The sequence below is a fragment of the Salinibacterium sp. CAN_S4 genome, assembly GCF_015752305.1.
Classification (GTDB): Bacteria; Actinomycetota; Actinomycetes; order Actinomycetales; family Microbacteriaceae; genus Rhodoglobus.
Genome location: NZ_JADOVB010000002.1, coordinates 134,365 through 146,844 on the forward strand (window position 1 = coordinate 134,365; position 12,480 = coordinate 146,844).

Below are 12,480 nucleotides of genomic sequence, written 5' to 3' on the forward strand. Positions count from 1 at the left end.
CGCGCCGGGTACTTCCCCTCGAGCTCGGGAGACCCGCTTATCCATGTGCGGCATCGTCGGAATCGTGTCATCCCAGCCGGTCAATCAGCAGGTCTACGACGCACTGCTGCTGCTGCAGCACCGTGGACAGGACTCCACCGGAATCGCCACCGCAGAAGGCAACACCCTGCACATGCAGAAAGCCCGCGGCCAGGTGCGCGAGGCGTATCGCACGAGGGACATGCGCAACCTGCCGGGCAACATGGGCCTCGGCCACGTGCGCTACGCGACCAAGGGCAACGCCGCCGATGAGCAGGAAGCGCAGCCGTTCTATGTGAACGCGCCGTACGGCATCACGCTCATCCACAACGGCAATCTCACTAACACGCGTGAGCTGACCGCCGCACTGTTCCACATCGACCGTCGCCACCTCAACACCTCGAGCGACACCGAACTGCTCGTGAACGTGCTCGCCAACGAGCTGCAGTCGCAGGTCTCCGGCACCGACCTCGACCCCGACCAGGTGTTCAACGCCATCTCCCGCGTCCACGAACGCGTCGAAGGTTCCTATGCCGCGATCGCGCTGATCGCTGGGCACGGGATGCTCGCCTTCCGCGATCCGTTCGGCATCAGGCCGCTCGTGCTCGGGCGCCGCCAGGTCGGATTCGCCGGGGACGACTGGATCGTGGCATCCGAGTCCCTCGTGCTGGAGAGCGCCGGATACGAGTTCGTTCGGGATATCGCTCCTGGTGAAGCCGTCTTCATCGCGCCGAATGGCGAGATCTCGAGCAGGCAGTGCGCCGCCAACCCGCGGCTGATCCCGTGCTCGTTCGAGTACGTCTACCTCGCGCGCCCCGACTCGATCATGAATGGCATCTCGGTCTATGAAGCCAGGCTGCGCCTCGGGGACCGCCTCGCCGACACCATCGCCAGGTACACGCCAATGGGCGACATCGATGTCGTCATGCCGATCCCGGACTCGTCCAGGCCGGCCGCGATGCAGGTCGCCCAGAAGCTCGGCGTCGAATACCGCGAGGGGTTCTACAAGAACCGCTACGTCGGCCGCACCTTCATCATGCCCGGCCAGGCCGAGCGCAAGAAGAGCGTGAAGCAGAAGCTGAACGCGATGGGCAGCGAGTTCAGGGGCAAGAACATCCTGATCGTGGATGATTCGATAGTGCGTGGCACGACCTCGAAAGAGATCGTGCAGATGGCCCGCGAGGCCGGCGCCAATAAGGTCACGTTCACCTCAGCCGCACCGCCAGTGCGCTTTCCCCACGTCTACGGCATCAACATGCCCTCGCGCCAGGAACTTGTCGCTCATGGCCGCAAGATCCCCGACATCAACCGCGAACTCGGCAGCGACTACCTGATCTACCAGGAGGTCGCCGACATGCAGGCGGCGATCATCGAGGGTTCGGATGTTGCCGCGCTCGAGATGAGCTGTTTCACGGGCGACTACGTGACGGGCACCGTCTCACCTGAGTACCTGGACTGGGTGGAGCGCACGCAACTCAGCTAGCCGGCATCCTCAGGAGCCTGGCTCGTCCGGAGCTCGGCTCCTCAGGAGCTCGGCGCTTCCGGAGCTCGGCTCCTCAGGAGCTCGGCGCTTCCGGACGCTTCTCGGTGACGAACTCGGCTTCGCCCTCTTTCGCGCGCTTCTTCGACCGACGGTCGACGATGAGGGCCAGGATCGCGCCGAGCAGTACGCCCGCCGTGACGCCGAACAGCGAGAAGTAGGCGAACAGGGGCCCGAATCCGACGAGCGGGTCGACCGGGAACAGCGACGTGAGGATGAACGTCACGATCGCGCCCACTCCACCTCCGACGATCAGGAAGGCGGGGATTTTGGGCGCGCGACGCACCGTCACCCTCTCGGTGCCGGCCTCGGGCGCTGGGGTTTCTTCGCTCACGCATCCATTCTCCCCCACCCGGCTGAACGCAACCGCCGAGTGTTCCGCTTCCGTGGCCGGAACGCCCGTGTCAGCCGCAGAAGCGGAACACTCGGCGGGGAGACGCGGAGGTGAGGGGCAGGGGGGGCGGCGAGCGGGGCAGGGGGACGGGCGGGACGGGACGGGGCGGGGGGACGGGCGGGGCAGGGGGGTGGGCGAGCGACGGGGGCAACGCTAGAGAGCGGCGTCGCGCCACGCGATCGGCAGGTGGTCGCTGAGGTCGGCTCTCTGGCCGGATGCCGCCACACGGCCCGCGCGGACGGCATCGGCCCAGGCCAGATGCCCTGTGGCCAGCGCGAGCCAGGTTGCGGCATCCATCTCGACGACGTTGGGGGGAGTCCCGCGGGTATGCCTCGGGCCCTGGATGGCCTGCACGGCTCCGAATGGCGGCACTCGGATCTCGACGGTGTTGCCCTCGGCACTATCGGCGAGCAGCTGCAGCAGGTATCGCACGGCGGTGGCCGTGGCGTCGCGCGGGGCCGAGTCGAGCATGGCGGCAGCAACCGCGGCGCGACCGGCGTCGTCGGCTATGCGTTTGGGAGGCATGCTCCTACGGTACTTCGCTGGGTAGTGTTGACTCGTGCGAATTCTGGTTCTCGGCTCCGGTGCGCGCGAGCACGCCATCATCACGTCGCTCCTGAGGGAGAGCCCCGCTCATCACATCACCGCGGCTCCCGGTAACGCCGGCATCGCCGCGGTCGTGCCCGTGGTCGCTCTCGATCCGACCCGCGGCGACATCGTGTCGCAGTACGCACTCGACAGCGACATCGACCTGGTCATCATCGGGCCCGAGGCTCCGCTGGTGGCCGGTGTGGCAGACAAGCTGCGCCAGCGCGGAATCCCGGTCTTCGGGCCGGGCAAAGCGGCGGCGGCTCTTGAGGGCAGCAAGACTTTCGCGAAGCGGATCATGGATGACGCCGGGGTTCCCACGGGTCGCGCCACCCGCGCCGGGTCGCTTGAGCAGGCGATCAGCGCGATCGACGAGTTCGGCTCGCCCTACGTGGTCAAGGCCGACGGGCTGGCCGCGGGCAAGGGAGTGCTGGTCACCGACAGTCGCGACGATGCCGTCGCGCACGCCACGTTCTGGCTCACGCACGGCAGCGTGCTCGTGGAGGAGTTCCTCGCCGGCCAGGAGGTCTCGCTGTTCCTGCTGAGCGACGGCCACACCGTGCTTCCGCTGTCTCCCGCCCAGGACTATAAGCGCGCCCTCGACGGTGACCTCGGGCCCAACACCGGCGGCATGGGCGCATACTCTCCCCTGCCGTGGCTGCCTGACACGTTCGTGGACGAGGTCATCGAGACCGTCGCGCTGCCGACCATCCGCCAGCTCGCCAGCGAAGACACCCCGTTCATCGGGCTGCTCTATTGCGGACTGATCGTGACGGATGCCGGTGTGCAGGTCATCGAATTCAACGCGCGATTCGGTGACCCCGAGACGCAGGTCGTGCTGCCGAGGCTCATCACTCCCCTCAGCGGATTGCTCCTGGCGGCCGCGACCGGAGAGCTCGGCTCGATGCCCAGGCCGGAGTTTTCTACTGATGTCGCGGTGACGGTGGTGCTCGCGAGTGAGGGCTACCCCGAGAATCCGGTCACCAATCGGCCGATCGGCGGCCTTGCCGACGTCGAGAACGTGACCATCGCGCACGCCGCCACCGCTCTCGTCGGCGGAGAGTTCGTCGCCACGGGCGGTCGCGTGTTGAGTGTCGTGGCGCTCGGCGCCGATTTCACCGAGGCGAGGGCGCGCGCATACACGGCGCTCGACACCATCACACTCGAGGGCGGCCACTACCGGACCGACATCGCGCTGCGGGTCGCACAGTGAGCGACGTTCCCGAGGGCTGGGAGCTGGTCTACTCCGGCAAGGTGCGTGACCTGTATCGCTCGCCCGAGCAGGACGGGCGCGTGCTGATGGTCGCGAGTGATCGCGTGAGCGCGTTCGACCACGTGCTCGAACCGGGCATCCCGGGCAAGGGCGCCCTGCTGACGAGCCTGAGCCTGTGGTGGTTCGCCCAGCTCGACGTGCCCAACCATCTCGTGCCAGGCCATCTGGTTCCGGATGCCGCGGCTGGCCTTCCCGCGAGCGCCATGCTCGTCAAGACCCTCGACATGTACCCCGTGGAGTGCGTCGTGCGCGGCTACCTCTCCGGCAGCGGCTGGCTCGAATACCAGCAGTCGCAGAGCGTCTGTGGAGTGCCGCTCCCGGCCGGCCTCAAGGATGGCGACCGCCTGCCTGAGCCGATCTACACCCCGGCGTGGAAGGCTCCTCTCGGCGAGCACGACGAAAACATCACGTTCGATCGCACGGTCGAGCTCGTCGGAGCCGACGTGGCCGCGGCCCTGCGCGATACCTCGCTCGCGATCTTCGCGGCGGCGTCCGCGATCGCCGAGCAGCGCGGCATCATCCTGGCCGACACGAAATTCGAGTTCGGCGCCGACCCGGTGACGGGCGAACTGACCCTCGCAGACGAGGTGCTCACGAGCGACTCGAGTCGCTACTGGGATGCCGCGCTCTACGAGACGGGCAATCGCACGGCGAGCTTCGACAAGCAGATCGTGCGCGACTGGCTCGCAGCCCACTGGGACAAGACCGGCACGCCTCCCGAGCTTCCGGCCGAAATCGTGGAGCGTACCGCGGCGCGCTACCGGGAGCTGATCGAGCGGCTGACGGGAGCGTGATCGTCCGCGAGGTCGAGTGGGATCATCCAGATTCCGTCGCCATGCGCGTGGGCCAGCGGCTCGACCTGGACGTGCGCTACGGCAGCCCGGACTCCGAGCCGGGGCCGCACCCCACGGCCGCCGACATCACAGTGTTCTTCGTGGCGTACACCGACGACGGTGAGGCCATTGGCAGTGGGGCGCTGAGGCGGCTCGACGACGAGCACGCCGAGATCAAGCGGATGTTCGTCGAGCCGGCGCATCGCGGATCCGGGGCCGCAAGCGCCATCCTGCGCAGGCTCGAAGAGTTCGCCCGCGAGCGCCACTGGCACAGGCTCGTGCTGGAGACCGGACATCGCCAGCCCGATGCCGTGCGGTTCTACGAGCGCGAAGGCTTTCACGGCATCCCGACGTTCGGCTACTACGTCGACAGCGCCAACTCCCTCTGCTTCGAGAAGGTGCTCTGAGGTTCAGAAACTCTGACTCGAGGGCTGCTGGGTCAGGTGCACGGCTCGAGGCAGCCGTGTTCATAACTCCGGCATTCGGCGCTCACGGGGCAGCCGGGGGCCCGCAGCGTCGACCCTCCCCAGCCTGAGAGCCGCTCCGTTGCAGGAGTTATGAACACACTGCGCTTGCGCAATGGTCGCAGGCATGACAATCCGGGTGTGACGGGGCCCAATCCGATGCGGTGAAGGCACCGAACCCCTACCGATGGCCCGCTGCCCCAGACGGCGGGCCATCGCCATGCCCGGGCTCGAGTCTTGTGGAATAGTTGAAGCAACAACTAAGTTGTACAGACCATGAGCGAACACCTTCTTGCCGCAGACACCGGGATGGGGCCCGTCACCCTGAGCGTCGGCGATCTCGACGCCATGACCGCCTACTACCGTGACGCTGTCGCGCTCGAGGTGCTGGATGCCGCGGGCGACACCGTCACCCTCGGTCGCGGCGCCACGCCCGTCGTCATCCTGACGCACGCTCCCGCCCTGCGGCACGCGAGCAGTCGCGACGCCGGGCTCTTTCACACCGCGATCCTCTTCGAGAGTGAAGAGGCGCTTGCCGCTTCCGTCTACTCAGTGGCGCAGAAGTATCCCGCGACATTCACCGGCAGCTCAGACCACCTCGTCAGCAAAGCCTTCTACTTCACCGACCCCGAGGGAAACGGTGTCGAGCTCTACTGGGACAGGGATCGCTCGGCGTGGAGCTGGGTGCACGGCAGCATCGAGATGTCCACCCTCTACCTCGACCCGAACGCGTTCCTGCAGGAAAACCTCACGGAGGGCGCCGTCGCTTCACCCATGATCGGCGGAGCAGAAGTCGGACACGTGCACCTGCAGGTCGGAGACGTCGCGACCGCTCGCGAGTTCTACGTCGGTCGGCTCGGCTTCGACGAAACCGTCGCGTTCGGCGATCAGGCCCTGTTCGTGAGCGCCGGCGGATACCACCACCACATGGCCATGAACACCTGGAACTCCCGCGGGGCCGGCCCTCGACTGCCCGCGCTCGGGCTCGCGCAGGTCGACATCGAGGTTCCGGCGGCGGACGACCTGTCGGCGCTGTCCGAGCGGATGAGCCACTTCGGCATCCAGACGCGCGACGACGGGCAGACCGTCAGCTTCGACGACCCCTGGGCCAACGCGATCAGGGTGGGCGTGGCATCCACCTGACGACCCAGAGCTGTCAGTTAAGTTCCGGATGCCGCCAGCTGCAGCGTGCGATTGCGCCGGAAATCGAGCTCCTCGCCGATCACGACGCCGATCAGCACGATCGTCGACACGCAGGAGTGCACGACGAATGACAGCCCGGGCACCACCACTGTCGCACCGAGCACGAACACCATGAGAGTGACGATCCCCAGCAGGTGCGACCGCAGCCACGGAGCGCCGATCGACCGCTTGAACAGCAGGTTGCCGAGAAGGTAGACGGCAGGGGCTCCGTAGATCAGGGCGAGGCCGGTGAACGAGACGGGCGATTCCGGATGCGCGAGCACGAGTTCATCGGCGACCGCCACCAGCACGATGCCGGCAACGAGCACCACGTGCAGGTAGGTGTAGCTGTTGGCGGCCACCTGGCTCGGATTGTCGTGGCGACGGATAAACCGTGATCCGCCCGATTCCGCGCGGGAGAAATACAGCAGCCACAGGGCGATGCTGCCGATGAGCGAGCTGAGGAAGGCGAGGGTGCCCGCGGGTTCGATGGGATGTTCGGCGAAGGCCGAGCCCGTGACGAGGATCGATTCGCCGATCGCGATGATCATGAACAGTCCGGCGCGCTCAGCGATGTGCCCGCCGCGGATGGCCAGCCTCGAGGTCACCATGCGTCCGAGGAACGGCACGCGGTAGCCGGAGACCGGGCCGAGGTATTCGATGGTGATGGCGACGCCCCAGAGACCGAGCCGGAGGGTGAGATCGTCCACGAGCGCACCGGCGAACCAGAAAATCGCACTGACAGCGAACCAGATCGTGAGCCGAAAGACGTTCAGTCCGGTTTCGGGCGTGAAGCGACCGAGCCCCAACGCGGTGAAGAGCGACCTGGCGATCTGCATGACGACGTAGGCGGTCACAAAAACGAGAGCCCGATCCCCGAAAGCTTCGGGGATGGAGGTGCTCATCAGGAGGCCGAAGAGCATGAGGATGAGGAGCATCCACCGCACGGGGGTCTTGTCCGGGTCGAGCCAGTTCGTGGACCAGGCGGTATAGACCCATACCCACCAGACCGCGAGAAGCAGCACCGTCGTCTGCAGGATTCCCTCGAGAGCCTGGCCCTTGTCGATCGCGTACACGAGGGTGTGCGCCAGCTCCGTGACCGCGAATACGAACACGAGGTCGAAGAACAGTTCGAGAAAGCTCACACGGTCGGCATGCTCGCCGTCTTCACGCAGCAGGTTGGTGCGGAACCCCCACTGTCGCTTGCTCGATGATGTCGTCATGGGTCATTCCTCACGGCTCAGCCGTCGAGGCGCTCGTCGATCTGCTGGATGACCTCCCAGGCCCCCTCCTCGGAGTTGGAGAGCACGACGACATCGAGCCCGTCGTCGAGGTAATGGCGGACGATGCCGGAGGCTCCCGGGTTGATTCCGTCTTTGTAGTACGAGCGCACCGTCCCGTCTTCGTGCATGTCGAACTCGAGACCGAAGCCGTACCAGGTAGCTTCGTCGTGCTCGACCTGCGGGGAAAAGAACTCGTCGGTGAACTCCCGATTCAGAAGCTCGCCGTTGCGCACGGCCTGCAGGAAGGTCACGAGGTCTGCGGCGGTGGCGTGGGCGCCGCCATCGGGGGAACCGATCGGCGGATAGCTGTAGATATTCTGCACCCACGCGCCATCCACCAGGTCCCAGCCCTCGGCGACCCGCGGTGCGGCATCACGGCGATCGTAGAAGCCCGAATCGTGCATGCCCGACTTCGTGAAGACCTCGTCGAAAACGTACTGCCGGAACGGGACCCCTGTGACCTTCTCGAGCGCCAGGCCCGCGAGAATGTACCCGGCGTTGTTGTAGCGGCACTCCACCCCGGGCGCGTTGAGGGGTGGCTTGTTCACGAACTGCGGCAGGAAATCCGTGGTCTGAAGCACCGAGTAGTTCGGGGTCTCACGCCAGAGATCCTCATAGTTCTCGCCCGACTCCTCGTCAGCGTCATCCGCGATGCCGCTCGTGTGGGTCAGCAGGTGCAGCAGGGTCACATCGATGCCGATGGCCGTGCCCTCGAGGTCGACATAGTGATGGATGGAGGTCTCGAGATCGAGGTTGCCCTTCCCCACCTGCTGCAGCACCGCCACGCTCGTGAACAGCTTCGTGATCGAGGCTGTGTCGAAACGGGTGTCAAGCGCGTTCGGGACGCCCCAGCGCTGGGTCGCGAGCCCCGTCGCCGACTCGAAGATCGTGCGGTTGCCATCGCGGATGAGCACCACGCCGGCGAAATCCTGGTCGTCGAGAAAGTCTGCGAGGCCGGTGATATCCATAGCAAGGAGCCTACGGCTTTCATCATTCAGGAGGTGGTGTTGCTGGAGGGAGTGGAGTGGCTGAACAGGTCCCACTGATACCGTGCAACCCCAGCAGCCCCACCACCTCCGGAATGATGAACGTAATACGCTCGAACTATGAGGGCGATCAGCAGGCTGAGCATGGTCGCGATGCTTCCGACCGCTCCCCTGCTGCTGGCGCAGGGTCGGCGACTGCGCAGGGACACCATCCGGCTTCCGGATGCCGCGGAGCCCTGGCAGGGAACACTCGACGGCCCCGATCCGCTCAGACTGCTCGTGCTCGGGGACTCCACGGCGGCCGGGGTCGGGGCGGCCACCCAGGACGACGCGCTGCCGGGCAACCTCGCGCGGCAGCTCGGTGCGCGCACCGGCAGGGGCGTCCAGTGGACGGCGGCCGGCCGCAACGGCGCCACCTCGCGCGACCTCATCACGGATCACCTCGACGCGGCGGTCGCCGAGCGGTGGGATGTCGTGTTCCTCACGATCGGGGCCAACGATGCGCTGGGGTTGCGGACCCGCTCGGCCTTCGCTCGCGACATGCGCGTCATCCTGGGCGCCCTGACCACGGTGAGCCCCGTCCTGCTCGTGTCGTCGCTACCCGCGTTCTTCAGGTTCGAGCTGTTGCCCAACCCGCTGCGCTTCAACCTCTACCTGCATTCGCGCAGCCTCGAGGATGCGGCGCGCGGCGTCGCGGCGACGTTCGACGGCGTGCACATGTCGCCGCCTCCGCCGCCATACACCGACGGCTTCTTCGCGACAGACCTGTTTCACCCGAGCGCGAGCGGCTACCGGGACTGGGCTGAGTTCGCGATCGCGGATGCCGCGGCCGCCGGTACGCTGTGATCCTGGGCTCGCTGTGATCCTGGGCACGCTGGCGGAAGTCGCGGCCCTCGTCGCCGAGGTCCGCGCCACGACCCCCACCGCGCAGCGCCTTCTCGTGGGGATCGTCGGAGCGCCGGGAGCCGGTAAATCCACCATCGCCGCGGCTCTCGCGGAGCTGCTTCCCGCCGCAGCGCTGCTGCCGATGGACGGCTTCCACCTCCCCCAGGCCGAACTGCGCCGACTCGGACGCCGCGAGCGGATGGGCGCGCCGGACACTTTCGACATCGACGGGTTCGTGGCGACCCTCGCCGCTGTTCGCAACTCCTGCAATTCGGTCTCGGCCCCGGGATTCGACCGCGGAATCGAGGAGCCGGTGCCTGGCGCGATCGTCATTCCGCAGGAGTTATCGACGGTGGTGGTGGACGGCAACTACCTGCTGCTGTGGGAGGAGGCCGCCGCGCAGCTCGACCTCGCGTTCTTCGTGGACGTCGACCACGACACGAGGATCGAGCGACTCGTCGCGCGCCACGAGCGGTTCGGCAAGTCGCCGGAGCAGGCTCTGGCGTGGGCGCTCGGCCCGGACGAAGCCAACGCTGTGGTCATCACCGCGACGGCAGCGACGGCGGATCACGTCATCCGGTTGTAGCTGCCGAGAGGCTGTGAGGTGGAATACCTCGGCGCCCTGGCTCGTTTCGCCTCAGGGCGACGACATCCGCCCGCCCCCCTCACGGAAATCAGGATCATGCAGCTGTTCAGCCCCACCACCCTCGGCGCCCTGGCGCTCTCCAACCGTGTCGTCATGGCGCCCCTCACCCGGATGCGCGCCGGCGTCTCGGGCGAACCCAACGACATGATGGTCGAGTACTACCGGCAGCGGGCATCCATCGGCCTCATCGTGAGCGAGGGCGTCTTCACGAGTGCTGTCAGCCGCTCCAACCCTGGTCAGCCCGGTATCACCACCGACGCTCAGCTCGCCGGCTGGCGCCGTGTGGCCGACGCCGTGCACGCCGAAGGCGGCACGATCGTGATGCAGCTCATGCACGGCGGTCGGGTCAGCCACGAAGACACCACCGGAGGGCTCACCCCTGTGGCGCCGAGCGCCATCGCGATCAACGGCCAGACCTATACCCCCCTCGGCAAGAAGGCCTACCCCACTCCGCACGCGCTTACGGAATCGGAGGCCGGCGACATCGTCACCGAGCATGTCACCGCGGCGACCCGGGCCATCGAGGCCGGATTCGACGGAGTCGAACTCCACAGCGCCAACGGGTACCTCCTGCACGAGTTCCTCTCGCCCGTATCGAACGTGCGGACCGATTCCTACGGCGGATCGCCCGACAAGCGCGCGCGGCTCGTCATCGATGTCGCCACCGCCGTGGCGGCGGCCATCGGGGGCGACCGCGTCGGCATCCGCATCTCCCCGTCCCACAACATCCAGGACGTGCTGGAGGAAGACGCCGATGTCACGCGCGCAACCTACGACGCGCTCATGACGGGGCTCGCCCCCCTGGGTCTGGCCTACCTCAGCGTTCTGCACGCGCAGCCCGACAGCGATCTCGTGCAGGATCTGCGCGCCAGGTTCGGCGGACCTCTCGTGATCAACACGGGGTTCAGCGCCGTGACCGGCCGTGACGAGGCTGCCGAGCTCATCGAGGCCGGAACCGCAGACGCCGTTGCCGTCGGACGCCCCGTCATCGCCAACCCCGATCTCGTCGGGCGCTGGAAGGACAACGCGCCGGTCAACGAGGCCGACCCCAGCACGTTCTACACCCCCACCGCGGAGGGGTACACCGACTACCCTGCCCTCGCGAGCTGAGTGCGCGCAGTGCCCCGGTGACTAGAGGTACCGGGGCACTCGCGGTCGGATAATGCTGGCCGCGGCCAGCACCGCGAGCACGAGCACTCCGGCGACCCACGCGAGTCCGGAATAGCCGACGATCGACAACACTGGTCCGGCCGCTCCCCCGCCGATCGCACCGGCGAGGCTCATGATCGTGTCGGTGCGACCCTGCACGCGCAGGCGGGTCGCACCGGTGACGAGGTCGGAGACGAGGGCGGATCCCGCGACCGTCGCCGCGCTCCAGCCCAGGCCGAGCAGCACGAGTGCGACGGTCACGAACAGCGTGTTCTGTGCTCCGACGCCGATCACGAACACCGCCGTGCCGAGCAGCGCCTGCCCTCCGAGGATCACCGGCAGCCGACCCCAGCGGTCGCTGGCCCAGCCGAACGCGGGCGCGAGGCCGAACATCCCGGCCACATGCAGGCTGATCGTGAAGCCGATGATCGTGAGGCTCGCGCCCTGGTGGGTCAGGTGCACCGGCGTCATCGACATGACAGACACCATGACGGCATGACTGATGGCGATGGAGCCGATCGCGAAAACGAGAGCCGAGCGCCCGCGCACGATCCCCGCGACCGCGGTGGGGGCGGGGAGCACCGCGCGACCCCGGGCGAGCCGCAGCGGATCGGGGCGCAGTGCCGAGAGGTACAGCAGCGCGGCCGTCACCTGCGCGGCGATCGCGATCACGAACGACCCCGTGTGCTCGGGGAGGCCGAGCGCGTCCTGGATCGCGACTCCGGGGCCGAACAGGTTGGGGCCCACGACGGCACCGATGGTGGTGGACCACACCACGAGCGACAGGTCGCGACCGCGCCGGGCGGGAGCCGCGACATCCGTTGCCGCGAATCGCGCCTGGAGCCCCACGGCCGTGCCGACCCCGAGCATGGCGAAACCGACGACGAGCAGCGGAAAGAACACGAGCCCGGTCGCCACGACGGTGAGGATGGAGCCGCCCGCGGCCGTCGCCGCGCCGAGCGCGAGGGCCGGGCGCCGGCCGAACCGCTGCGCTAGCCGCGCCAGCGGGATCGCGGCGATGGCCGCACCGAGCGTGCTGGACGTGGCGGCTGCCCCGGAGAACGCCTCACCGGCGATCTCGTTTGCGATGACGGCGCCGATGGCGAGGGTCGCGCCCTGACCGAGCCCCGCGAGAACCTGCCCGGCGACGAGCACACGCACGATGCGCGACTGGGTCGCGGCATCGGTGCTCATCGCACCAGTCTGGACCACAGGCGCTCGCACCTGCCGCGGCGTGAG

13 protein-coding genes are annotated in these 12,480 nt (G+C 67.5%); 8 read left to right on the forward strand and 5 right to left on the reverse strand.

Annotation, left to right across the window (positions count from 1 at the left end; translation table 11 throughout):
* The first annotated feature begins 43 nt into the window (after window positions 1-43).
* Entirely contained in the window at window positions 44-1,501 is a 1,458-nt protein-coding gene (purF, locus tag IWX81_RS07030) for an amidophosphoribosyltransferase (protein ID WP_199280615.1), read from the forward strand.
* 73 nt (window positions 1,502-1,574) lie between these two features.
* Here purF and IWX81_RS07035 read toward each other — a convergent pair whose 3' ends face one another.
* Together IWX81_RS07035 and IWX81_RS07040 are read right to left on the reverse strand one after the other, a co-directional pair.
* A complete protein-coding gene (locus tag IWX81_RS07035; protein WP_199280616.1) occupies window positions 1,575-1,892 on the reverse strand; it encodes a hypothetical protein in 318 nt (105 codons plus the stop codon).
* A 213-nt stretch (window positions 1,893-2,105) separates the two neighbouring features.
* Window positions 2,106-2,477 carry a sterol carrier family protein gene (locus tag IWX81_RS07040; RefSeq protein WP_199280617.1) on the reverse strand — a complete coding sequence of 124 codons (372 nt, stop codon included), beginning with the start codon at window positions 2,475-2,477 and terminating at the stop codon, window positions 2,106-2,108.
* Window positions 2,478-2,511: 34 nt separating this feature from the next.
* Here IWX81_RS07040 and purD point away from each other — a divergent pair, with 34 nt between their 5' ends.
* The 4 genes from purD (at window position 2,512) to IWX81_RS07060 (ending at window position 6,253) form a co-directional block, all read left to right on the forward strand.
* The gene (gene purD, locus IWX81_RS07045; protein ID WP_199280618.1) at window positions 2,512-3,753 is read left to right on the forward strand and encodes a phosphoribosylamine--glycine ligase; all 1,242 of its coding nucleotides are present in this window, start codon (window positions 2,512-2,514) and stop codon (window positions 3,751-3,753) included.
* The gene (locus tag IWX81_RS07050) at window positions 3,750-4,607 is read left to right on the forward strand and encodes a phosphoribosylaminoimidazolesuccinocarboxamide synthase (protein ID WP_199280619.1); all 858 of its coding nucleotides are present in this window, start codon (window positions 3,750-3,752) and stop codon (window positions 4,605-4,607) included. Before purD ends, IWX81_RS07050 begins: the two co-directional genes overlap by 4 nt.
* Window positions 4,604-5,053, forward strand: a complete 450-nt coding sequence (locus IWX81_RS07055; protein WP_334593453.1) for a GNAT family N-acetyltransferase — start codon at window positions 4,604-4,606, stop codon at window positions 5,051-5,053. The genes IWX81_RS07050 and IWX81_RS07055 overlap by 4 nt, the downstream gene beginning before the upstream one ends.
* A gap of 333 nt (window positions 5,054-5,386) precedes the next feature.
* On the forward strand, window positions 5,387-6,253 hold the full coding sequence (locus tag IWX81_RS07060; RefSeq protein WP_334593455.1) for a VOC family protein: 867 nt from the start codon (window positions 5,387-5,389) through the stop codon (window positions 6,251-6,253).
* A 17-nt stretch (window positions 6,254-6,270) separates the two neighbouring features.
* Here the strand turns inward: IWX81_RS07060 and IWX81_RS07065 are convergent, their stop codons facing one another.
* Together IWX81_RS07065 and IWX81_RS07070 are read right to left on the reverse strand one after the other, a co-directional pair.
* Window positions 6,271-7,515 (reverse strand): low temperature requirement protein A, encoded by a 1,245-nt coding sequence (locus tag IWX81_RS07065; protein WP_199280620.1) that lies wholly within the window; start codon window positions 7,513-7,515, stop codon window positions 6,271-6,273.
* Between the two features lie 17 nt (window positions 7,516-7,532).
* Complete coding sequence (locus tag IWX81_RS07070; protein WP_199280621.1) at window positions 7,533-8,543, reverse strand: serine hydrolase domain-containing protein; 1,011 nt, start codon at window positions 8,541-8,543, stop codon at window positions 7,533-7,535.
* A gap of 138 nt (window positions 8,544-8,681) precedes the next feature.
* On the opposite strand from IWX81_RS07070, the gene IWX81_RS07075 reads away from it, so the two are divergent.
* From IWX81_RS07075 to IWX81_RS07085, 3 genes are all read left to right on the forward strand, one after another.
* Window positions 8,682-9,407 carry an SGNH/GDSL hydrolase family protein gene (locus IWX81_RS07075; RefSeq protein WP_199280622.1) on the forward strand — a complete coding sequence of 242 codons (726 nt, stop codon included), beginning with the start codon at window positions 8,682-8,684 and terminating at the stop codon, window positions 9,405-9,407.
* A gap of 13 nt (window positions 9,408-9,420) precedes the next feature.
* Complete coding sequence (locus tag IWX81_RS07080) at window positions 9,421-10,032, forward strand: nucleoside/nucleotide kinase family protein (RefSeq protein ID WP_334593458.1); 612 nt, start codon at window positions 9,421-9,423, stop codon at window positions 10,030-10,032.
* A 96-nt stretch (window positions 10,033-10,128) separates the two neighbouring features.
* Window positions 10,129-11,202, forward strand: coding sequence for an alkene reductase (locus tag IWX81_RS07085; RefSeq protein WP_199280624.1), 1,074 nt, complete (start codon window positions 10,129-10,131; stop codon window positions 11,200-11,202).
* A 21-nt stretch (window positions 11,203-11,223) separates the two neighbouring features.
* Here IWX81_RS07085 and IWX81_RS07090 read toward each other — a convergent pair whose 3' ends face one another.
* A complete protein-coding gene (locus IWX81_RS07090) occupies window positions 11,224-12,435 on the reverse strand; it encodes an MFS transporter (RefSeq protein ID WP_199280625.1) in 1,212 nt (403 codons plus the stop codon).
* Window positions 12,436-12,480: the final 45 nt, after the last annotated feature.

Coding starts and splice junctions, on each gene's coding strand:
- purF (WP_199280615.1), top strand. CDS start 44: ATGTGCGGCATCGTCGGAATCGTGTCATCCCAGCCGGTCAATCAGCAG.
- IWX81_RS07040 (WP_199280617.1), bottom strand. CDS start 2,477: ATGCCTCCCAAACGCATAGCCGACGACGCCGGTCGCGCCGCGGTTGCT.
- IWX81_RS07060 (WP_334593455.1), top strand. CDS start 5,387: ATGAGCGAACACCTTCTTGCCGCAGACACCGGGATGGGGCCCGTCACC.
- IWX81_RS07065 (WP_199280620.1), bottom strand. CDS start 7,515: ATGACGACATCATCGAGCAAGCGACAGTGGGGGTTCCGCACCAACCTG.
- IWX81_RS07070 (WP_199280621.1), bottom strand. CDS start 8,543: ATGGATATCACCGGCCTCGCAGACTTTCTCGACGACCAGGATTTCGCC.
- IWX81_RS07075 (WP_199280622.1), top strand. CDS start 8,682: ATGAGGGCGATCAGCAGGCTGAGCATGGTCGCGATGCTTCCGACCGCT.
- IWX81_RS07085 (WP_199280624.1), top strand. CDS start 10,129: ATGCAGCTGTTCAGCCCCACCACCCTCGGCGCCCTGGCGCTCTCCAAC.
- IWX81_RS07090 (WP_199280625.1), bottom strand. CDS start 12,435: ATGAGCACCGATGCCGCGACCCAGTCGCGCATCGTGCGTGTGCTCGTC.